Source organism: Streptomyces sp. NPDC101132 (assembly GCF_044759225.1).
Lineage (GTDB): Bacteria > Actinomycetota > Actinomycetes > Streptomycetales > Streptomycetaceae > Streptomyces.
The window spans coordinates 128,393-148,828 of the sequence record NZ_JBIVYX010000020.1; the positions used below are offsets into that span (position 1 = coordinate 128,393).

Genomic DNA, 20,436 nt, shown 5'->3' on the forward strand with positions numbered 1-20,436 from the left:
CCGGCCCGCACCGGGCAGCCTAGAAATACCGGGTGATACGAGGAGACAAGACCGGGCTGCGCGCCCGGCACCCCGAGGACGTGCCCCTGCTCCACGCCGAGCTGTACGACGACGTCCCCGGCCACGCCCGTGCCGACACCCGGCCCTGGGTGCCCTGGCCCGCCGCGCACGAGGGATCGCCGTACGCCGTACGCCCCCCGGGCGACCGGGACGCCTGCTTCTCCGTCGTCGAACTCGCCACCGGCGAGCTGGCCGGCGAGGCCGTCCTCTGGGACGTCGACCTCCACAACCGCGGCGCCCACCTCGGTCTCGCCCTCCGCCCCGCCTTCCGCGGCCGGGGACTCGGCCGCGAGGTCGTCCGGCTGCTCTGCCACTACGGCTTCACCGTCCGGGGCCTCCACCGCCTCCAGCTGGAGACGCTCGCCGACAACACCGCGATGATCGCCGCGGCCGAGCGGAACGGCTTCACCCGCGAGGGCGTGCGGCGCAGCGCGGCCTGGGTACACGGCGAGTTCCTCGACGAAGTCGTGCTGGGCCTCCTCACCGACGAGTGGACCCCGCCCGCCCCGTAGGCCGCACGGCGCCCGTCCGCGGGACGGCGCCCCGTACACGAGCGGCCCGGCCCCGGGATCCGGTCCCGGGGCCGGGCCGCTCACGCGGAGCCGTACCGGCGGCTCAGGCCAGGATCAGCCGGCCCCCGCCGCCGTCCTGCCCCAGGCACTCGCGGTCGATCGCCCGGTTCAGCGCGGCCGGGGAGGCCGCCGCGGCCAGCCGCAGCTCGATGATGGCCCGCACGGCGGGCCACTCCTCGTCCAGGATCGAGTAGAAGGCCGTGCTGCGCACCGCGCCGTCCAGCCCCCGCGAATGCGCCCGGCGGACGCCCTCGCAGGTCGCCCCGAGACGCTCGATCGCGGCCCGCGACCGGGTGTTCCGGGCGTCCGCGCGCAGCGAGATGCGGCGCACGCCCCAGGTCTCGAAGGCGTGCCGCAGCATCAGCAGCTTCATCTCGGCGTTGATCCCCGTCCCCTGGGCGCGGGGCGCCAGCCAGGTGTTGCCGATCTCCGCCGCATCGGGCACCGCCGTCGCCGGATCGCCGTACGGCACGCCCGGCACGGAGGGCCACACCATGGGGCCCTTCCAGTAGTCCAGTTCCAGGAAGCGTGTGGAACCGACCACCCGGCCGTCCGCGGCGCTGATCACCGCGAACGGCAGCATCCGGCCCGCCGCCTGTTCGGAGAGGGCATGGTCGATATACCGCTCGGCCGCCTCCAGGCCGTGGGGCACGGGAGTGAAGGCGTACGACGTACGGTCCTCGGCACCGGCCTCGGCGAGCGCGAGGGCGTGGTGGGGTGCGAGGGGCTCCAGCCGCGCGATGCGGCCGGTGAGGGCTACGGGTACAGGCACGGGCCCTTCGGTCCTTCGGATGTCGGAGTGTGCCCCGCACCTTGGTCATGGTGCGAAGGCGGTGGTACAGCATGCGACCGAGGCATGGCTGGGGTGGGAAAGGAAGGGTAAAGCGAGAGGGGCGGTCAGGTGAACGCGGGGCCCTACCTGCCGGGTGACGCGGAACCGCGAGGGGAATTCGCGATCGGCGACGGGCTCACCATAAGGCCTAGCCGGTCTTTGGAGAAGGTGGTGGGAGCATGTGGCTGACCACGTTCTCGCCCCGCCCCCCGACAGGCCCCTGACCTGGGGCGGGACACCTCCGGACCCGGCCCGGGCGGCGCGTCGCGGACGCCCGGGTCAAGGCTCGGTCAAAGGCCCCGGCAGCACCCCCGCGCGACCCCGCCCGAGGCCCCCTGGGGGACCCCGTGCGGGCCGCGCGGGCGGCCGGTCAGCCGAGCAGCGACGCGGCCTGCCGGACCGCCGTGGCGAGGCGCCGCACGTCCTCGTCCTCGGTGCCGCGCGCCAGCCGCTCCGCGTGGCCCGTGAGGGCCGCGGGCGCCACCGCGCCCGGCAGCGGCTCCCAGCCGCCCGAGCGGGCGCGCAGGGCCGACGCCAGGTACGCCGCCACCGCCGAGACCTGGAGCCGCGGGTTCGACTCCGACCACAGGGGCGCGGTCAGCGACGACGCCTCCACCCGCCCCGACTCCTCGTGCGGGGCCCGCGTCCGCGGATCCAGCCAGCGCACCGTCGCCGTCGCCACGTGCCCGGCCGCGCCGGCCCGCAGCCGTACGGCGTACAGGGCCGTCACGGTGTGCCCGGCCCCCACCTCGCCGCCGTCCACCCGGTCGTTCCGGAAGTCGCCGTCGGCCACCTTCCGGTTCTCGTACCCCACCAGGCGGAACCGTTCCACGGTCGCCGGGTCGAACGCCACCTGGGCCTTCGCGTCCCGCGCCCGCAGCTCCACCTGCGCCGGCAGCTGCTCGCAGAACACCGTGCGGGCCTCCTCGGCGTCGGAGACGTACGTGGTGTGCCCGTCGCCCCGGTCCGCGAGCCGCTCCATCAGCTCGTCCCCGTACTCGCTGCCCACGCCCACCCCGGACAGGGTGATCCCGTACGCGCGCCGCGCCCCCTCGACGCGTTCCAGGATCGCGTCGGCCGTGGTCGCCCCGGTGTTGGCGAGCGCGTCGGACAGCAGCACCACCCGGTTCGTGGCCCCCGCCCGCCGTCCGGCCACCGCCACGTCGTACCCGCGCGCCACCCCGGCCTCCACGTTCGTCGAGTCCGCGGTCCGCAGCGCGTCGACCGCGGTGCGGATCCGCTCGCGCGCGCCGGCCAGCCGGGTCATCGGGAGCAGTGTTCTCGCCTCGGAGCTGAACGTCACGAGGGCGACCGAGTCGTCGTCGCGCAGCCGGTCCAGCATCAGCGCCAACGAGGAGCGGACCAGGTCCAGCCGGCCCGGCTCGGCCATCGAGCCCGACACGTCCACGACGAACGTCAGTGCGGCGGGCGGCCGTTCGGACGCCGGCGCCCCGTCCCGGGTGGCCAGCCCCACCCGTACCAGCGACCAGCCGGGCTCCGCGGTGGCGGCCCCGTCCACGGTCACCGAGAAGCCGTCGCCCTGCGGCCTCGGGTAGTCCTGGCGGAAGCTGTTGACGAACTCCTCGGGGCGCACGGCCGCCGCGTCCGGCAGCCGCCCCCGGCCCAGCGCCCGGCGGGCGTAGCCGTACCCGGCCGTGTCCACGTCGAGCCCGAAGGTCGACAGGTAGTCGGCGGGCGGCGCGGAGGGCCGCAGGCCGTCGTCCTCGCCCTCCCGGGCGCCCTCCGACGAGCCCTCCGCGGCACCCTGGGCCGAGCCGCCCTGCCGGGCCCCACCGCCCGTGACGCCGCCGCCCGTGACGCCGCCGCTTTCCGGCGCGGCGTGGCGCGGCGGACGCCGGTGGGAACCATTCGGTCCGTCCACGGCGGAACCGCCGCCCCCACAGCCCGTCACCAGCAGGCCGCCCGCCAGCGTCACCGCCAGCACCCGCCCGTACTTCCTTGCGCAGAGCTCCACTTGGCCCCTCCTCGGTCCACGGCACTTGTGAATGTGACGTGCGCGAAGGCGAGGCGGAGCGCGCGGCAGGGTTGCGAATCGATCTCGAAAGGACAACGCGAGGCGGAATGTAAAGGTCAGGACACGGGCCGGTCAGGACACGGGCGGCCAGGGCCGCCGGGCCGGGTCACCAGCGCCAGACCAGGCTCCCGCCCTCGGGCACGGCCGCCCACCGGGCCGCCGCCTCGTCCAGGGCCGCACCGGTACGGGCCAGCTCGGCCTCGCCGAGCGGCGGCCGGCCCACGCCCCGGCCCGAGGCGGGCAGCCCCGACCAGACCCGGTACGCCCAGTTCACCGACAGCTCCGCGGCCAGCACCGCGTCACCGCCGCGCCGCAGCACCTTCAGCCCCGAGCGGCGGTGCCGCGACGGCCCGACGGGCTCGAAGCCCTGGAAGGTGGCGCCGCGCGCCACCGCGCCCCAGAAGCCGTCGTCGAGGCCGAGGGCGGACTCGACGACGGCGTGCACCAGGTCGTGCGGCATGGCCGGACCCGTCGGCTGGGCGGGCAGCCGGACGTCCGGCCCCCTGCGGTCGCGGACCAGGATCTCGTGCTGGTTGTCCGGCAGCTTCCGGAAGGACATCTCCATCACGCGCGACGGTAGGCCGCCCGGCCGCCGGGACCAACCGGTTTTCAGGAGCGCGGCAGCAGCCGCTGCACCTTGCCCGTCAGGTCCGCCTGGAGGTAGCCGCCGCCGTACTCGTCGGAGACGTACACGCGCATCGTGGCCTCCTTGTCGATCAGCCCCCGGTCCACGATCACGTAGCGCATCGTGGGCTTCTCGACGCCGAGTTCCGAGTCCGCCCGCTTGATCAGCCCCGGCAGGGCGTCCCAGTTGACCTTCGCCAGGTCGATCGGCTCGTCGTCCGCGTCCAGGGTGCTTCCGGGACCGGTGCGGCGGGCGGAACCGCCGATGTCGTAGCGGTAGTCGTCGTACACGCCCTTGCGGCCCTTGGGCGTGATGTCCGCCATCGCGTACTGCTCGTAGATGGTAATCTCGACGACCTTGTCGGTGCCCGCGGCCTCCTTGAACGAGGCGACGGCGGCCCGCACGTTCGCCGGGGTCAGCAGGGTGCCCTTGGTCACCACGCCGCCCGAGCCGGTCCCGCCGCCCGTCCCGTCCTTGTCGTCCGTGCCCGTGGTGGCCGGGGCCGTCGGGCGCACCGACGACCCGCCCGAGGCCTGACCCCCGCTGCCCCCGGCGTTCGAGTCACTGCCGTCCGGCAGCAGCCGGATGAGCGCCACGGTCCCCGCGAGCAGCGCCCCGCAGATCACGATGGCCAGCACCACCGACCGCTTGTTGCCCGAGGGCCGCGGGGCGGGCACCGGGGACGGCGCGGTGGTCGCGCCGCCGTACCCGACCGGGGCGGACACGGGCGGGTACGGGGTCGGCGCCCCGTACGGGCTGCCCCCGTACGGGCCCTGCCCGTACCCCGGCTGCCCGAACTGGCCCTGACCGTAGGGGGAGGCCCCGTACGCACCCGGAGTGACCCCGGGCTGCGCCACCGGGGTCACGGGCGGCTGCGGCACGGGGGGCGCGTCCTGCTTCGCGAAGCCGCCGAGGCCGGACGGCGCCGTCGGCCCGCCGGTCCCCCCGGCCGCCCGCAGCAGCTCCTCCAGGCGCTCGGCGTCCGGCCGCGCGGCCGGGTCGCGCACCAGCAGCGCGGCCAGCACGGGCCCCAGCGGCCCGGACCGGACCGGCGGCGGCACCGGGTCCTCCAGCACCGCGACCATGGTGGCCATGGTGGTCGCCCGGCGCAGCGGGTGCATGCCCTCGGTCGACACGTACAGCATCATGCCCAGCGACCACAGGTCGGAGGCCGGGTGGCCCTCCTCGCCCCGGATCCGCTCGGGCGCGATGTACTCGGGGGAGCCGATCAGGTCCCCGGTGGCGGTCAGGCTGGTGGAGCCGCGCAGCGCGGCGATGCCGAAGTCGGTCAGGACCGCGCCGCCGTTGGGGCGCAGCAGTACGTTCGCCGGCTTCACGTCGCGGTGGTGCACGCCGGCCGCGTGCGCGGCGCGCAGGGCGGCCAGCACGTCCAGGCCGATCCGCACCGCGTCCGCCACCGGCAGCGAGCCCCGGTCCAGCCGGTCCGCGAGGGAACCGCCCTGCACGAGTTCCATCACGATCCACGGGTGCGAGCCGTCGGCCGGCTCGATGATCTGGTGGATGGTGACCACGTGGGGGTCGGCCAGCCGGGCCAGCGCCCTGGCCTCGCGCACCGCACGCTCGCGCAGGGTGCGCGCCAGCGCCGGGTTGGCCTCCGCCACCGCGGGGTCGGGCGGCCGGACCTCCTTCAGCGCGACCTCACGGTCGAGGGAGATGTCCCGGGCCCGCCACACCGTGCCCATGCCGCCGCTGCCCAGCCGTGCCAGCAGTTCGAAGCGGCCGTCGATCAGCCGTCTGCCGGCCTCACTCGTGTCCATGGCAGGTCATAGTAGGAGCATGCGAGAACGCCCGATGACGGGCGTCGGGGGATCCGGCTCCCGCACGCGGTCCGGGGCCCGCCGGAAGCCCCCGCGAGGGTCCTGCTGCACGCCACCGGGGAGGGCGCCGACGACCGGGAAACGGTCGCTCGGCCGGGCACCTGATCCACGCCACGGAACCCGAGGAGTTCGCGCGGCGGGTACGCGACTTCCCCGCCCGGCGGCTGCGGGACGGCGGGCGCCCCCAGCCCCGCCGCGGACGTCGGCCACCCCTCGAAGGCGGCCTCCGGCCCCCGCCCCGCGCGTGGGCCGGCCTCACCCCACCCCGCGCGGGCGGAACTGCACGCTCACCCGGGGACCCACCGCCCGCGTCGACTTGGGGACCGCGTGCTCCCACGTGCGCTGGCAGGAGCCGCCCATCACCACCAGGTCGCCGTGGCCCAGGGGGAGGCGCATCGCCGTACGCCCGCCGCCCCGCGGCCGCAGGGCCAGGTCGCGCGGGTCGCCGACGGACATGATCGCGACCATGGTGTCCTCGCGCGAGGACCGCCCGGTGCGGTCGCCGTGCCAGGCCACGCTGTCCCGGCCGTCGCGGTAGAGGCAGAGCCCGGCCGTGGTGAACGGCTCCCCGAGCTCGGCCGCGTAGTGCGCCGACAGCGCCTCGCGCGCCTCGGTCAGCGACGGGTGGGGGAGCGGGGCGCCCTCGGCGTAGTAGGCGAGCAGCCGCGGCACGTCCACCTCGCGTTCGTACATCTGCCGCCGCTCGGCCCGCCAGGGGACCTCGGCCGCCAGGTGCTCGAACAGCGCGTCCGCCCCGCTGACCCAGCCGGGCAGGTGGTCTATCCAGGCGCCCGACCCCAGCTCGGTGCGCCGCAGCCCGGTCAGCGGGCCGAGGCGGATCTCGTCGGTCTGGTCGAAGAGCGAGCCCTGGAGATGCGCGTGCATGGTTCCAGCGTACCCCCGGTGCTCGAATGTATGTACGAACAAGGGGGTGGGGTGTGCGACGCCCCCGGCGGCACCGCCGCGGCGGCGGGCGCCGGCCGCTGTCCGCCGGCGTGCTGTCCGGCTGTCCGCCGCCGGCCTGCCGCCCGTCGTGATGCGCCACCCGCCCCCGCACGGCAGGATGAACCGCATGCTGCTGGCCGACGTGGCGCGGGTGTCGCGGGAGGTCGCCGCGACCTCGGCGCGCTCACGGAAGAAGGAACTGCTGGCCGGGCTCTTCGCCGCCACCGACGCGGACGACGCCCCGCTCGTCATCGCCTACCTCGCCGGACGCCTGCCCCAGGGCCGGCCCGGCGTCGGCTGGTCCACCCTCCGCCACCCCGTACCGCCCGCCCCGGAGCCCGCCCTCACCGTCCGGGACGTCGACGCCGCCGTCACCGCCCTGGCCGCCGTCTCGGGCCCCGGCGCCCAGGCCGAACGCCGCCGGGTCGTCGCGGAGCTGCTGGGCGCCGCCACCGCCGACGAGCAGCCCTTCCTGCTGCGGCTGCTGGGCGGCGAGGTCCGCCAGGGAGCGCTCGACGCCCTCGCCCTGGAGGGCGTCGCCGTCGCCGCCGGAGTCCCCGCGGAGGCGCTGCGGCGGGCCGTGATGCTGGACGGCTCGCTGCCCCGGGTGGCGCGCGCGGTGCTGGCCGGGGGCACGGACGCGCTGGCCGGCTTCACGCTGCGGGTCGGGATCCCCGTACAGCCGATGCTCGCCCACACCGCCAAGTCCGTGGCCGAGGCCCTCGCGGCACTGGGGCCGTGCAGCGTGGAGGAGAAGCTCGACGGGATCCGCGTCCAGGTCCACCGCGACGGGGACGACGTACGGGTCTACACCCGCTCCCTCGACGAGATCACCGCCCGCCTCCCCGAGGTCGCCGCCCTGGCCCGGGACCTGCCCGGCGACCGGTTCATCCTCGACGGCGAGGTCATCGCCCTCGGCCCCGGCGGCCGCCCCGTCGCCTTCCAGGAGGTGGCGAGCCGGGTCGGGTCACGCCTCGACGTGGCCGCCGCCCGGCAGGCGCTCCCGCTGTCCCCGGTCTTCTTCGACGTCCTCGCCGCCGACGGCCGGGAACTCCTCGACCTGCCCGTGCGCGAACGACAGGCCCGCCTCGACGCCCTCGTGCCCGAGCCCTCCCGCATCCGGCGCCTCGTCGTCGAGGAACCCGTCGAACAGGCGCCCGCCGCCGAGGAGTTCTGGACCGAGACGCTGCGGCGCGGCCACGAGGGCGTCGTGGTCAAGGCCCTGGACTCCGCCTACACCGCCGGCCGCCGCGGCCGCTCCTGGCTCAAGGTGAAGCCCGTCCACACCCTCGACCTCGTGGTCCTCGCCGCCGAATGGGGCCACGGACGGCGCACCGGCCTGCTCTCCAACCTCCACCTGGGCGCCCGGGCCGCCGACGGCGACTTCGTCATGCTCGGCAAGACCTTCAAGGGGCTCACCGACGAGATGCTGCGCTGGCAGACCGACCGGCTGCGCGAACTGGCCGTCGACGACAGCGGCTTCACCGTCCGCGTCCGGCCCGAACTCGTCGTCGAGGTGGCCTTCGACGGCCTCCAGCGCTCCACCCGCTACCCCGCCGGCATCACCCTCCGCTTCGCCCGCGTCGTCCGCCACCGACCCGACAAGACCGCCGCCGAGGCCGACACGGTCGAGACCGTACTGGCCACCGGAGGACCGGCGGCGGAGGCCTGAACCCCCGGCCCGGGGCGGACCGGGATCCGTACCCCCCGTACGTTCCGTACCCTCCGCCGCGCGGCGACGCGGGACAAAACCGGAGAACCCGGCGCACCTTTGGTACACGTGGGACCCATGGGACTCACCAGCACCTCGTTCCTTGTGCTCCTCGCGGTGCTCACCGCGCTCGCGATGCTGGCCACGCTCCTCCTCTGGGCCCGCCTGCCCGGCCCGGGCTGGCTCCGCTGGACCGCCCGGCTGGCCATGATCGCCCTCTGCCAGCTCACCGCGGTCGCCACCGTCGGGGCCTGGGTGAACAACAGCTACGGCCTCTACGCCTCCTGGAACGACCTGCTCGGCACCGGCGCCACCGACACCGTCGACGCCTCCATGCCCGGTCCCCCCGCCCGCCGCGCCCAGTTCACCCCCGGCGCCTCCGGCACCCTCAGCACGTACTTCCGCGGCACCCACTCCCGCCTCTCCGGCGAGGTCCTCGTATGGACGCCACCGGGGTACGACGACCCGGCCCAGCGCACGACCCGCTACCCGGTGGTCATGCTGCTGCACGGCATCCCCGGCGCCCCCGAGTCCTGGCTCGAACACGGCGGCATGCCCGACGCCTACCGGCGGTTCGTCGACGACGGCACCGCCGGCCCCGCCATCCTCGTCATGCCCACCATCGACCCCGGCGGCATCGACACCGACTGCGTCGACACGCCGCTGCGCAAGAACGCCACCTGGCTCGCCGAGGACGTCACCGAACTCGTCGCCGACCACTTCCGCACCCTGCCCGCCCCCGGCGGATGGGGCCTGATGGGCATCTCCACCGGCGGCTACTGCGCCGCCCGGCTGCCGCTCCAGTACCCGAGGACCTTCACCGCCGGCGTCGCCCTGGACCCCGACCCGCTCTCCGGGGACCCGGACGTCATCCCGGACGCCGCGCTGCGCGCCCGTACCAGCCCCCTCGCCCTGGTCAAGGACACCAGGGCCGACGTCTCCCTCTTCCTGGCCACCTCGCGGCAGGACCGCGACAGTCCGGTGGGCGCCATCGAGGAGTTCGCCCGCGCCGCGGCCGGCACCCCGGTGCGGCTGAAGACCCTGGTCGTCCCCGAGGGCGGGCACAACTTCCAGACCTGGACCGGCATGTACCCGTCCGCACTGCCGTGGCTCAGCGACCGGCTGACCCCGGCCGCAGGGACGGATCAGCCGACGGCGGGGTCGGACTCCGTCCTCTCGCTCCCGGTCCCGTACGCGCTCGCCGGCCGGTAGCCGCCGCGCCGTTCCCGCGGACGGGCGCCCGGCAGGGGCCGGGCCTCACGTGTCGTCGTGCTCGAACCCCAGCCGGTCGATCACGTCGATCACGCCGTCGACGCTCTCGCAGAGCCGGACCGTGATCGGGACCAGGCTCTTGCGCTCCACCGTCCCGCTCAGCGTCACCCGCCCGTCGACGACCTCCACGGTCAGGGCGGAGGGGGAGAGGTTGAGGGTGCGGGTCAGCACGTCCTCCAGGATCTCCTGCTGGATCGACCGGTCCCGCCGCAGGAACACCCGCAGCAGGTCGCTGCGGCTGACGACACCGATCAGATAGCCGCTGCCGTCCACCACCGGGAGCCGCTTGATGCCCCGCTCCTCCATCACGCGGGCCGCCTCCACCGCGCTCCACTCCGGACGCGCCACCACCGCGGGACTGCTCATCAGGCCCTCCGCGGTGCTGGCCCCCGTACCGTTGCTCCGCTCGTCCGGGGTGTGCCGGCGCAACAGGTCCGCCTCGGAGACGACACCGACCGGCTTCCCGTCGTCCACGACCGGAACGGCCGTGATCCCGTACTCGTCCAGCAGCCGCGCGATCTCCTTGAACGAGGTGCCCCGCTGCACGCTCACGGCGGCGGGAGTCATCAGATCGGCCACCCTGCGGTGCCTCATGGTGCGTCCAGTCCTCTACGTAAGGTGTGGTTTGTCCACCCTTGTCTATCAGGACCGGCTCACTGGCGAACCCCGAGGGTCGTCGCCAGGCACCCGCCGCCCGCCGCGCGGCCCTGGCCCGCGGCCGTGCCCGTGGCGGTCACCTTCCACTCGCCGACGTCCTCGGCGTAACCGCTGTTCAGCGCGAACTGCACGGTCACCGGCTTGGAGCCGTCGGGCAGCTGGAACGTCAGGTAGCCCAGCGCGGTGTTGCCGGGCGTGATGGTCAGCGCCACCGGAAGCCGCGGCCCGGCCGTGGTCTTGGCCACGACATCGGCGTCGAACTGCTGCCCCTGGGCGTCGACCAGCGTCGCGCCGTTCACCGGACTGTCGCGGTACGGGACCGTCCCGGTGTTCTTGAGCCGGAACTGGACCGAGACGTAACGGTTCCCCTCGTCCGGCGTGAAGAACTCGTCGGAAGAGGCGGCCGGGTCGACCACCTTCAGGACGGTCACGTCGACCTTCTCGGACCGCTGGCCGGTGAGACTGACGGTCGTCCCCAGCGGGACGGGCTCGGCGGGGGCGGCGGACGCGGACGCCTGCGCGCCCAGTCCGCCCGCGACGAGCGCGAGCGCTGCCAAGAGCAAGGCCGGTGGACGGCGCATGGCTCCTCCCGGTGGCTGGTCCCCGAGGGCGCGTGCCGGAGCTAACTCCACGATGCTCCCCGGCCGCGCCAGCCGCCACCCGGTCGGCGCAGCGCCGCGGTGGCGCAATGTCACAGGTGACCGCACAACGTCACAGGTGACCGCACAACGTCACGCTTGACGCCGCCGGTGACCGGAGACCCGGCTCAGGACGCCACCCCGCCCAGCCCCCGCGCGTCCAGGGGCAGCCCCCACACGTTCCGCCGGTGTACGGCACCCAGCTCGGCCAGCAGCGGCGACGGCGGCACCACCAGCACCGGGCAGGCGGCGCGCGCCACGCAGTACCGGGCCACCGAGGGCCGCAGCAGACGCCGCAGCGGTCCCCGCTGCCCGGCACCCACCACCAGCACGTCGTCCGGTGCCCGTGCCACGTCCACCAGCACCGCGCCGGGCGCCCCCACCGCCGTCAGGCCCGCGAGCGTCACGCCGGGCCCGGCCGGCCCGAAGGCCTCGTCCAGGATCTCCCGCAACCGCGCCACGGCCGCCTCCCGCCAGGTGTCCCGCTGCGTCCGGTCCCGCCCGGGCACCTGCCAGGCCAGCACCGTCCACAGGTCCGCACCCCGCTGCCGGGCCTCCGCCGCGGCCCGGTGCAGCGCCGCCGCACCCGCCGGAGTGCCGCTGACCCCGACCACCACCCGCATCGCGTCCCCTTCCCCGCCGGGCGACGTACCCGGCCCTCCCATCGAACGCCCGCCGCGACCCGACGGGAACCGGCCATGACGCATTCCTGACGCCCCCCTGACGCGCCCGGGGCGAACCCTGACGCCCCCCTGACGTCCGCCCCGGGACCGTGCCGGTCCCGGACCGGCGGTTCCGGGCGGTGACCACCCGTCAGCGCAGGCCCGGCCTGCCGGTGTCCACCGGGGATCGTCCGGCCGGTCATCCGGCCGGCGGCCGCGCGCCCCGTGCCCGGAGGGCCCCGTCCGTGCCGCGTGGCGTCGGACGTACCGGTCCGCCGCACGGGCGCGCTCGTCGCCCCCCGTGGGGCGGTTCCATCATGAGCCTGAGCATCCGCGACCAGCTCGCCGGCACCGTCAGCTCCGTCACGTCCGTCACCGCCGACGCCGTGAAGGACCTCGGCCTCGCGGCCGGCTCCTCCGTCGTCGCTACATCCGGTCGATGAAGACGCTCGTGGACTTCACCCGGGCCGTGGCCCGCTTGCCGACCTCGATGCCCAGCTCCTCCACGGCCTCCCGCGTCAGCAGCGAAACCAGCCGGTGCGGCCCGGCCTGGATCTCCACCTGCGCGGCCACGTCGCCGAGCTTGACGGCCGTCACGATCCCGGGGAACGCGTTGCGAGCCGAGGTGTAAGCGGCCTCCTCGTCGGAATCCGAGTCCTGCGCGACCTCCACGCAGAACGCCGCCAGGTCCTTCCCGTCCACGAACCGCTTGGCACCCTCGCGCCGGGTGGGGAAGCGCCCCGCGTCGGCCCACCGCCGCGCCGTGTCCACGCTGACACCCAGCAGCCGGGCCGCCTGCCCGATCGTGTAAGACTCCATGCCCCCACCCTAGGGGGCCACCCGCACCCGGCCCGATCCGCCCCGCGCGCCGAGGCCCCCGCCACCAGGATGATCTGCATCCGCGACGAGAGGGGCCCCGCACGTGGTGGGTTACGACGAGGGGGGCCGGCGGGTCTACGACTCGGACGAGGACCGTACGTACGACCGGAACCTCTAGCCGGGCCCCCGTCCGTCGCGGGCGGGGCGCCGCCGAACCCACGCCAGCACCAGCACGGAGGCGACGGCGGCGAAGGCGCACCAGGTGGAGGCGAATTCCAGTCGCCACAGCGCCGCGCAGAGCACCGCGCCGGCGGCGAGCAGACCGCCCAGGAGACGCAGCAGCCGGTCACCGGAGAGGAGGAGCGCGCCGAGGGTGGCACACAGGTAGAGGACGACCAGGACACCGGCGCCCGGCAGGTCCAGCAGGTAGCCGACGGTGTGGCCGCGCACCTCGGCCACCGGCTCACGGCGGCTGAGCCCGTACGCGAGCGGCCCGGCGGCGGCCGCGCCGGCGGCGAGCGGGGCCAGGAGCCTGCGGGGAGCCGCCGGGCCGGCGGCGAGGAACACGCCCAGGGGCACCCAGAGGGCGGCGACCGGGAGTGCGATGACCGCCCAGGCGGTGGTCGCGGCACCGGAGCCGCCTCCCGACCGCCAGACGGCGGACTCGACGATCTGGTGGGCGCCGAGCAGCGCGGGCAGCGCGGCGACCAGCAGGTCGCGGGGACGCCGCACGGAGGCAAGGCAGGCCACTCCGACCGCCGACACGGCCGTTCCGGCCACGAGATCCGCCGTCGCGCTCCAGCACATACGGGGGAGTGTGCCCGGTGGCCGAACTCCGCTGCCGCAACCGGGCGGTCTGGTAGAAACGCGTCGTGGCCGACCTTGAGATCGCGAGCGCGAGCGCCGCGGACCTGCTGCTGATGCGTGACTGGGCCGAGAGCGAGGGGTGGAACCCGGGGGAGGGGGACAGGTTCGCCTTCGCCGTGGCGGATCCCAGGGGGTTCCTGGTCGGGCGCCACCAGGGCACTCCCGTGGCGTGCATCTCCGCGGTCCGGTACGGCGCGGGCTTCGGGTTCATCGGCTTCTACATCGCCCACCCGTCCGTACGGGGCCAGGGGTACGGGATCCAGCTGTGGCGGGCGGGGATGGCGGCCCTCGACGGGCGGCTGGTCGGCCTGGACGGGGTGGTCGAGCAGCAGGAGAACTACCGCAAGTCCGGGTTCCGTCCGGCGTGGACGAACCTCAGGTACGAGGGCGTCCCGGTCCCCGGGGACTCCTCGCTGCCGCCGGGGGTCGAACTGGTCGACGCCCGGGAGCTGCCCTTCGAGCGGCTGGCCGCGTACGACCGGCGGTTCTTCCCCGAGCCCCGCGACGCCTTCCTGGCGGCCTGGACGGGACTGCCGGGCCGCACGGCCTACGTCGCCCTGCGCGACGGGGCCGTCGAGGGCTTCGGGGCGGTCCGCCCGGGCGTGACGGCGGACCGGATCGGCCCGCTGTACGCGGCGGACCAGCGGATCGCCGCCGCACTGCTGCACCGCCTGGCGTCCGCGGCGGCCGGCCGCCCGGTCTCCGTCGACGCCCCGGACGTCAACCCGGCGGCCCTCACGCTGATGGCCGGAGCCGGCCTGACCCCCGTCTTCGAAACGGCCCGCATGTACACGGGCGCCACCCCGCCCCTGAACTTCCCGCACCTGTACGGAGTCACCAGCCTCGAGCTGGGCTGAGCTCCGCGCAGGCCGGGAGGGCCCGGCCGCCGGGTCTGTCAGGCGGCGAGGGCGCGGGAGGCCGGGTGCCCGGGCGGGGGAGGGCCGGGCACCCGGCGGTTCGGGGTGGGGGTCAGGCGGCTGCGGGGAGGGTGCCGGAGGCGGCGGCGCCGGCGATGGCGCGTACCGCGAGGGGGATCTGGTCGGCGGTGAAGTCCAGGTGCGTGACCACGCGTACGGTCGTCGGGCCGAAGACGCTGATCCGGACCCCGTACTCGTCCATCGTGTGGCGGCCGAACTCGGCGGCGGTCAGGCCCGTCGCGGCGACGTCGAAGAGCACGATGTTGGTCTCGACGTGCTCCGGGTGGATCACCAGGCCGGGGATGCCGGCCAGCTCGGCGGCCAGGCGCCGGGCGTTCGCGTGGTCCTCGGCCAGCCGCTCGACGTGGTGGCGCAGCGCGTAGACGCCGGCCGACGCGACGACGCCGGCCTGCCGCATGGCGCCGCCCCAGCGCTGCTTGAGCCGCCAGGCCTCCTCGATGAACGCGTGGGAGCCGGCGAGGAGTCCGCCGACCGGCGCGCCGAGGCCCTTGCTGAGGTCGATGAAGACGGAGTCGAAGTGGGCGGCGTAGGTGGCAGGTTGGATGCCGGAGGCCACCGACGCGTTCAGCAGGCGGGCGCCGTCCATGTGCGTCCACAGGCCGTGCTCGCGGGCGATGCCGGTGATCTCGGCGATGGTCTCCAGCGGCCAGACGGTGCCGCCGCCCGCGTTGGAGGTCTGCTCGATGACCACGCCGGAGGTGCGCGGGGCGTACCGGCTGGGGGTGCGGATCGCGGCGCGGAACTGCTCGGCGGTGAAGACGCCGCGCTCACCCTGGAGGGCGCGGACGTTGATGCCGCTGATCGCGGCGGGGCCGCCGACCTCGTAGTTGATGATGTGCGCGGTCGCGTCGGCGAGCACCTCGTCGCCCGGGCGCGAGTGCAGGGCCAGCGCGATCTCGTTGCACATGGTGCCGGAGGGCAGGTAGACGGCGGCCTCCTTGCCCAGCAGCTCGGCCGTCATGGCGGTCAGTTCGTTGACGCTGGGGTCCTCGCCCTTCTGCTCGTCCCCGATCGGGGCCTGGGCCATGAAGGCCCGCATCTCGGGCGTCGGCAGCGTGATGGTGTCGCTGTACAGGTCGACGGCGGGGCGCTTGACCGGGGTGATGGCGGCAGGAGTGCTCACGGGTTCTCTGTCTCTCTGGTCAGGGTGTGACGTGTGACGTTGTACGGGTGGCGGTCCGCTGGTGGCGGGATGCGACCCGGGGCGGCCGTGCGGGCGCGGGTCAGTCGCGGTCGGCGAAGACCGGCCGGAGGTACGTGGCGGCCGAGGCGGCGCGGATCCCGGCCTCGTCGGCCGTGGCGCCGGTGCACCAGAGGGTGCCGTACTCGCTGCGCTGGTCCTTGGCGTCGGCCAGCTCGTCGCCGGGCCGTGCCGTGATGCGGATGGACTCCAGCCCCGGCACCCGCTCGGCGAGTTCGCGGCCCGCGACGCCCTCGAAGCGGCCGCCGCCCCGGGCGTACAGCGCCTGCTCGGAGGCGGCGCGCACCGGCGCCGGCACGACGACCGGCTCGCCCAGGTAGGAGGCGACGATCCCGTCGAAGACGTTCCAGTCGAGTGCGGCGGACACCATCGTGGAGACGTTCCGGCCGGCGAAGCGGGGGTTGAACTCCACGATCTTCGGCCCGCCGGCCGTGAGGGCGAACTCGATGTGCGCCGGACCCTGCTCGTACGACAGCAGGCCGGCGAGGTCGGCGCAGATCCGCTCGATCGCGGCGTGCGCCTCGGGGGCCAGGTCCACCGGGAAGCGGATCGCCAGCTCCATGAAGTACGGCAGCTCGCTCATGATCCGGTCGCTGATGCCCAGGACGTGCGGGACGCCGCCCGCGTACAGCACCTCGGCGCTGACCACCGGCCCGATGAGGAACTCCTCGACCAGCGGCACGCCGCCCTGTGCCTCGGACTCGGCCAGCACGGCCGGGAAGTGGGCCCGCACCTCGTCGGCGTCGGCCGCGGACACCACGCCGTAACTTCCGGTGCCGATGGAGGGCTTGAGGACCACCGGGTAGCCGGTCGCCTCCGCCGCCGCGAGCGCGGTGGCCAGGTCGGCGGCGGCCGTGCTGCGCGGCGCGGGGATGTCCCGCTCGGCGCAGGCCACGCGGAAGGCGTGCTTGTCCTGGGTGAGGCGGACGGCCTCGGTGGGCAGGAAGGGGATGCCCAGCTTCTCGGCCGCGGTGGCGGCGGGGAGGAGGAACTGCTCGTTCGGCGCGATCAGCGTGAACGGGGCGTCGTCGAGCAACTCGGCGAAGAGCTGGGTGAGTTCCTCGGTGGAGCGGGTCTCGCGGACGCGCACGTCGACGGTGCCGGTCTCCAGCAGGGCGCGCAGCGGGTCGTTCGCGTAGCGCCCGGTGTCGCGGGTGACGAAGGTGACCCGGCCGGCCTTGCGGGTGGCGGCCTCGACGAGCCGCAGGCCCGTGCCGCTGGTGAGTGCTTCGACGATGACGAGGTGGTCGGCCATGGTGCGGTCGTCCGTTTCTTCCGTGGTGGTACGTGAGAGGGGTTACGAGGTCTTCACAGGGGCCGGAGCCGGTGCGGGGGCACCGTCCGGCACCGCGGGCACCCGGGTACGAGCGCGCAGCCGCGGCACCGCCACGACGAGGGCGGCCGTCAGCAGGCAGAGGGCGGCGGCCCCGGCGAACGGGTACCAGCCGGTGTCCGAGCCGGTGTCGCCGGCCAGCGCGGTGCCCACCGACCCGCCGAGCGACTCGGCGACGCCCCAGATCAGGCCGGCGAAGCCGAAGGCGGTGAACGAGTCGCCCGCGGCCTTCTTCGACAGGATGCTGTCGGCGGCGGGGGACCACACCAGCTCGGAGAAGGTGAACACGGCCACGCCGACGAACACCACGGGCCAGGCCGCGCCTTGCCCCGGTACGAACAGCACCAGGGACAGTGCCAGCAGCACGAGCCCCAGGGCGACGACCGCCCGGTCGCCGCGCCGCCGCGCGATGCCGTCGGTCCAGCGCGCCACCAGGGCCTGGAACAGCACGATGAGCACCGCGTTGACCAGGAACAGCAGGCTGATGACCCCGGTGGAGACGTGGGCGGCGACGTACACCGGCAGCACGTTGGCGAACTGCGCGTACGCCACCCACAGGGTGGCCATCACCGAGGCCCACAGCAGCACGTCCCGGTTCGGCAGGCCGAACCGCGGCCGCCCGCCGCCGGGCGCGGCCGCCCGTACGTCGCCGGGGGAGCCCCACGCGAGGGCCGCGGCCACCAGGAACCCGGCGACCGGGACCAGCGGGAAGGCCCGCCCCGTCACGGACATCAGCCAGCCGCCGGCCACCGGGCCGAGGGCCGCGCCGCCGTTGACGGCGGCGTTGAGCTGCCCGAACGCGCGCAACCTGGTGTGTTCGTCACAGCCGTTGGCGATCAGCGCCTTGGTGCCCACGTTGGCGCAGGACACCGCCGTGCCGTTGACCGCGAGGACCGCCAGCCAGGCCGCGGCGCTCTCGACGCCCAGGGCCACCGGCACCACCAGGACGGCCGCGGCGAGGACGTACCCCGCCACCAGGACCAGCCGCAGGCGGAACCGGACGACGACGAACTGCATGGCCACCGCGCCGGCGCGCATGCTGAGCAGGTGCACGCCGACGGCGGTGGCGGCCACCGGGACCGGCATGCCGAGCGTGCTGTGGAGCCAGATGGCCAGGAAGGGCGAGATCACGTAGTAGGCGCTGCTGCCGAGCGCCCGTGATGCCAACGTGGGCCACAGCCCTGGCATGTGCGTAGACATCGAAAGGGATTCCTTGCGTGGATCGATGTGCGTTACACAAACACACCCACCCAGCGAGGGCAATCAAAACCAGTCAGACCTGACATACTCCCTGGGAATCCGAGGGAAACCACAAGAAACGCCCGGCAATCCCTCGCTCAGGCGCCCTCAATCCACCGGCAGCGGACGGGTGTTCCACCCCGCGATCACCGGCGCCCCGTGCTCCGTGGACAGCCTGCTGACCGTCCCCGTCCGCAGCAGGAACAGCCGCCCCTCCGCGGGCGGCAGCCCCAGGTAACGCGCCGTCAGCACCCGCAGGAAGTGCCCGTGGGCCACGAGTACGGCATCCCCCTCGGCGCCGTCGAGCGCCGCCGCCACCCGCGCCAGCACCCGGTCGGCCCGCGCTCCCACCTGCTCCGGACTCTCCCCCGGATGCTCCGCGTCGCCCGGCGGCACCCCGTCCCGCCAGAGCGACCAGCCCGGCCGGGTGCGGTGGATCTCCGCCGTGGTGACGCCCTCGTACGCCCCGTAGTCCCACTCGTGCAGGTCGGTGTCGGTCTCCCCCTGCGGCAGCCCCGCCAGCCGCGCCGTGCTGCGGGCGCGGGTGAGCGTACTGGTGAGCACCAGCGCGGGGGAGAGCCCGGCGAAGTACGGGGCCAGCGTGATCGCCTCCTCGACGCCCCCGGCCGTCAACGGCACGTCGGTCAGCCCGGTGTGCCGCCCCGAGGCGCTCCACGCCGTCTCGCCGTGCCGGACCAGCAGCACATCGCCCATTCCCGCCCCGCCTCCTCGCGTCCGCAGGTCCGGGCACCTCCCGGGACCACCCCTACGGTGCGCCAGCCGGCGCCCGGCACCCGCCGGGACGCGCCGGGAATGCTCTACGCTCGGCCGGTATCCGACGATCATGGGGGAGAGACGGTGAAGCTGCGCTGCGCGGTACTGGACGACTACCAGGGAGTCGCCGAGGGCCTGGCCGACTGGACCCGCATCGCCGAGCGGGTCGAAACCCGCTTCCTGCACGACCAGCAGGACCCCGAGGCCGTACGCGACTGCGACATCCTCGTCGCCATGCGCGAACGCACCCCGTTCCCCGCCACCACCCTCGCCCGCCTCCCGCGACTCCGTCTGCTCATCACCTCGGGCATGCGCAACGCGTCCATCGACGTGGCCGCCGCCACCCGCCAGGGCGTCACGGTCTGCGGCACGGCCAGCAACTCCGAACCCCCGGCCGAACTGGCCTGGGCCCTCATCCTGGGCCTGGCCCGGCAGATCGTCCCCGAACACAACGCGCTGCGCACGAACGGCCCCTGGCAGCAGACCCTCGGCACCGACCTGCACGGCAGCCGCCTCGGCCTGCTGGGCCTCGGCAAGACCGGCCGCCAGATGGCCCGCATCGGCCTCGCCTTCGGCATGGACGTGACCGCCTGGAGCAGCAACCTGGACCAGGCCGTGGCCGCCGGCCTCGGCGTGAAGGCCGCGGCGTCCAAGGAAGAACTGCTGGAGACCAGCGACTTCGTTTCCGTCCACCTGGTCCTCGGCGACCGCACCCGGGGCCTGATCGGCGAGCCGGAACTGCGCCGGATGCGCCCCACCGCGTACCTGGTCAACACCTCCCGAGCGGCCATCGTCGACCAGCGGGCCCTGCTCCGCGCCCTGCGCGAGGGCTGGATCGCGGGCGCCGGCGCGGACGTGTTCGAAACCGAACCGCTCCCCGCGGACGACCCGCTGCGCACCGCCCCGAACTTCCTGGGCCTGCCCCACCTGGGCTACGTGACCCGCCGCAACTACGAGGGGTACTTCCGGGAGGCGGTCGAGAACATCGAGGCCTACCTGGCCGGAGCCCCGGTCCGCGTACTGTCCTGACGGCCCCGCACGCACACCGAGCCGCCCGACCACCGGAGCGCGTATCCACCCGTGGCGGCTCCGTCCGCCCCCACCGACCGCGGCCGCCCGACCACCGCAGCGCGTAGCGATCTGTGGCGGCTCATGTCCGGCCACCACGGACCGTGGGTCGCCCGACTGCCGGAGCGCGTAGCGATCGTGGGCGGCCTGTGAAGGGGTACGGACGGCCCGGAGGCCGCTGAGCCGTGCGGTGGGCCTACGGACGGGGGTGCGCGCCCCGTGGGGCGGGGGCTGGGGGTGGCGTGGGTGGCCGGAGGCGTGCTGGGGAACGGTGGATGGCTCCCCCTCGGTGCCGGGCAAGGGCCGTGGGACTGGGTGGTGGCTTGTGTTGCTCCGGGGCGTTTTTCGGG

The 20,436-nt window shown here is 74.9% G+C and carries 20 protein-coding genes; 6 read left to right on the plus strand and 14 right to left on the minus strand.

The window, feature by feature from the left end; all coding sequences use genetic code 11:
- The first annotated feature begins 32 nt into the window (after nucleotides 1-32).
- On the plus strand, nucleotides 33-572 hold the full coding sequence (locus tag ACIQUR_RS33170; RefSeq protein ID WP_403672650.1) for a GNAT family N-acetyltransferase: 540 nt from the start codon (nucleotides 33-35) through the stop codon (nucleotides 570-572).
- A 103-nt stretch (nucleotides 573-675) separates the two neighbouring features.
- Here ACIQUR_RS33170 and ACIQUR_RS33175 read toward each other — a convergent pair whose 3' ends face one another.
- The 5 genes from ACIQUR_RS33175 to ACIQUR_RS33195 all read right to left on the minus strand — a co-directional run bounded on the left by ACIQUR_RS33175 (nucleotide 676) and on the right by ACIQUR_RS33195 (nucleotide 6,847).
- Nucleotides 676-1,404, minus strand: a complete 729-nt coding sequence (locus ACIQUR_RS33175; RefSeq protein WP_399951196.1) for a GNAT family N-acetyltransferase — start codon at nucleotides 1,402-1,404, stop codon at nucleotides 676-678.
- Nucleotides 1,405-1,834: 430 nt separating this feature from the next.
- Nucleotides 1,835-3,439: a VWA domain-containing protein gene (locus ACIQUR_RS33180; RefSeq protein ID WP_403672653.1), complete on the minus strand. Its 1,605-nt coding sequence runs from the start codon at nucleotides 3,437-3,439 to the stop codon at nucleotides 1,835-1,837.
- A gap of 166 nt (nucleotides 3,440-3,605) precedes the next feature.
- Nucleotides 3,606-4,064: a hypothetical protein gene (locus ACIQUR_RS33185; protein WP_403672656.1), complete on the minus strand. Its 459-nt coding sequence runs from the start codon at nucleotides 4,062-4,064 to the stop codon at nucleotides 3,606-3,608.
- A gap of 44 nt (nucleotides 4,065-4,108) precedes the next feature.
- The gene (locus ACIQUR_RS33190) at nucleotides 4,109-5,902 is read right to left on the minus strand and encodes a serine/threonine-protein kinase (RefSeq protein WP_403672658.1); all 1,794 of its coding nucleotides are present in this window, start codon (nucleotides 5,900-5,902) and stop codon (nucleotides 4,109-4,111) included.
- Between the two features lie 315 nt (nucleotides 5,903-6,217).
- Nucleotides 6,218-6,847 (minus strand): alpha-ketoglutarate-dependent dioxygenase AlkB, encoded by a 630-nt coding sequence (locus ACIQUR_RS33195; protein WP_403672661.1) that lies wholly within the window; start codon nucleotides 6,845-6,847, stop codon nucleotides 6,218-6,220.
- A 187-nt stretch (nucleotides 6,848-7,034) separates the two neighbouring features.
- On the opposite strand from ACIQUR_RS33195, the gene ACIQUR_RS33200 reads away from it, so the two are divergent.
- Both ACIQUR_RS33200 and ACIQUR_RS33205 read left to right on the plus strand, forming a co-directional pair.
- A complete protein-coding gene (locus tag ACIQUR_RS33200) occupies nucleotides 7,035-8,579 on the plus strand; it encodes an ATP-dependent DNA ligase (protein ID WP_403672664.1) in 1,545 nt (514 codons plus the stop codon).
- A 117-nt stretch (nucleotides 8,580-8,696) separates the two neighbouring features.
- Nucleotides 8,697-9,830 (plus strand): alpha/beta hydrolase, encoded by a 1,134-nt coding sequence (locus ACIQUR_RS33205; protein WP_403672667.1) that lies wholly within the window; start codon nucleotides 8,697-8,699, stop codon nucleotides 9,828-9,830.
- Between the two features lie 45 nt (nucleotides 9,831-9,875).
- On the opposite strand, the gene ACIQUR_RS33210 is transcribed toward ACIQUR_RS33205, so the two are convergent.
- The 3 genes from ACIQUR_RS33210 to ACIQUR_RS33220 all read right to left on the minus strand — a co-directional run bounded on the left by ACIQUR_RS33210 (nucleotide 9,876) and on the right by ACIQUR_RS33220 (nucleotide 11,808).
- Nucleotides 9,876-10,484: a CBS domain-containing protein gene (locus ACIQUR_RS33210; protein ID WP_403672670.1), complete on the minus strand. Its 609-nt coding sequence runs from the start codon at nucleotides 10,482-10,484 to the stop codon at nucleotides 9,876-9,878.
- A 59-nt stretch (nucleotides 10,485-10,543) separates the two neighbouring features.
- On the minus strand, nucleotides 10,544-11,128 hold the full coding sequence (locus ACIQUR_RS33215) for a DUF4352 domain-containing protein (RefSeq protein ID WP_403672673.1): 585 nt from the start codon (nucleotides 11,126-11,128) through the stop codon (nucleotides 10,544-10,546).
- Nucleotides 11,129-11,313: 185 nt separating this feature from the next.
- Nucleotides 11,314-11,808 (minus strand): universal stress protein, encoded by a 495-nt coding sequence (locus ACIQUR_RS33220; RefSeq protein ID WP_403672676.1) that lies wholly within the window; start codon nucleotides 11,806-11,808, stop codon nucleotides 11,314-11,316.
- Nucleotides 11,809-12,164: 356 nt separating this feature from the next.
- Between ACIQUR_RS33220 and ACIQUR_RS33225 the strand changes: the two genes are divergently transcribed.
- Nucleotides 12,165-12,290 (plus strand): hypothetical protein, encoded by a 126-nt coding sequence (locus tag ACIQUR_RS33225; RefSeq protein WP_403672679.1) that lies wholly within the window; start codon nucleotides 12,165-12,167, stop codon nucleotides 12,288-12,290.
- On the opposite strand, the gene ACIQUR_RS33230 is transcribed toward ACIQUR_RS33225, so the two are convergent.
- Both ACIQUR_RS33230 and ACIQUR_RS33235 read right to left on the minus strand, forming a co-directional pair.
- Nucleotides 12,274-12,666 carry a molybdopterin-binding protein gene (locus ACIQUR_RS33230; RefSeq protein WP_403672681.1) on the minus strand — a complete coding sequence of 131 codons (393 nt, stop codon included), beginning with the start codon at nucleotides 12,664-12,666 and terminating at the stop codon, nucleotides 12,274-12,276. The two genes, ACIQUR_RS33225 and ACIQUR_RS33230, sit on opposite strands and share 17 nt — an antisense overlap.
- A gap of 174 nt (nucleotides 12,667-12,840) precedes the next feature.
- On the minus strand, nucleotides 12,841-13,473 hold the full coding sequence (locus ACIQUR_RS33235) for a DUF6629 family protein (RefSeq protein WP_403672684.1): 633 nt from the start codon (nucleotides 13,471-13,473) through the stop codon (nucleotides 12,841-12,843).
- Nucleotides 13,474-13,538: 65 nt separating this feature from the next.
- On the opposite strand from ACIQUR_RS33235, the gene ACIQUR_RS33240 reads away from it, so the two are divergent.
- Nucleotides 13,539-14,390, plus strand: coding sequence for a GNAT family N-acetyltransferase (locus ACIQUR_RS33240; RefSeq protein WP_403672687.1), 852 nt, complete (start codon nucleotides 13,539-13,541; stop codon nucleotides 14,388-14,390).
- A gap of 112 nt (nucleotides 14,391-14,502) precedes the next feature.
- On the opposite strand, the gene ACIQUR_RS33245 is transcribed toward ACIQUR_RS33240, so the two are convergent.
- The 4 genes from ACIQUR_RS33245 to ACIQUR_RS33260 all read right to left on the minus strand — a co-directional run bounded on the left by ACIQUR_RS33245 (nucleotide 14,503) and on the right by ACIQUR_RS33260 (nucleotide 18,958).
- Complete coding sequence (locus tag ACIQUR_RS33245; protein ID WP_403672690.1) at nucleotides 14,503-15,594, minus strand: threonine aldolase family protein; 1,092 nt, start codon at nucleotides 15,592-15,594, stop codon at nucleotides 14,503-14,505.
- Between the two features lie 100 nt (nucleotides 15,595-15,694).
- A complete protein-coding gene (locus ACIQUR_RS33250) occupies nucleotides 15,695-16,927 on the minus strand; it encodes an ATP-grasp domain-containing protein (protein ID WP_403672693.1) in 1,233 nt (410 codons plus the stop codon).
- 42 nt (nucleotides 16,928-16,969) lie between these two features.
- A complete protein-coding gene (locus tag ACIQUR_RS33255; protein ID WP_403672696.1) occupies nucleotides 16,970-18,205 on the minus strand; it encodes an MFS transporter in 1,236 nt (411 codons plus the stop codon).
- Between the two features lie 147 nt (nucleotides 18,206-18,352).
- The gene (locus tag ACIQUR_RS33260) at nucleotides 18,353-18,958 is read right to left on the minus strand and encodes a histidine phosphatase family protein (protein ID WP_403672699.1); all 606 of its coding nucleotides are present in this window, start codon (nucleotides 18,956-18,958) and stop codon (nucleotides 18,353-18,355) included.
- 144 nt (nucleotides 18,959-19,102) lie between these two features.
- On the opposite strand from ACIQUR_RS33260, the gene ACIQUR_RS33265 reads away from it, so the two are divergent.
- Nucleotides 19,103-20,047 carry a D-2-hydroxyacid dehydrogenase family protein gene (locus ACIQUR_RS33265; protein WP_403672701.1) on the plus strand — a complete coding sequence of 315 codons (945 nt, stop codon included), beginning with the start codon at nucleotides 19,103-19,105 and terminating at the stop codon, nucleotides 20,045-20,047.
- The last annotated feature ends 389 nt before the right edge of the window (nucleotides 20,048-20,436 follow it).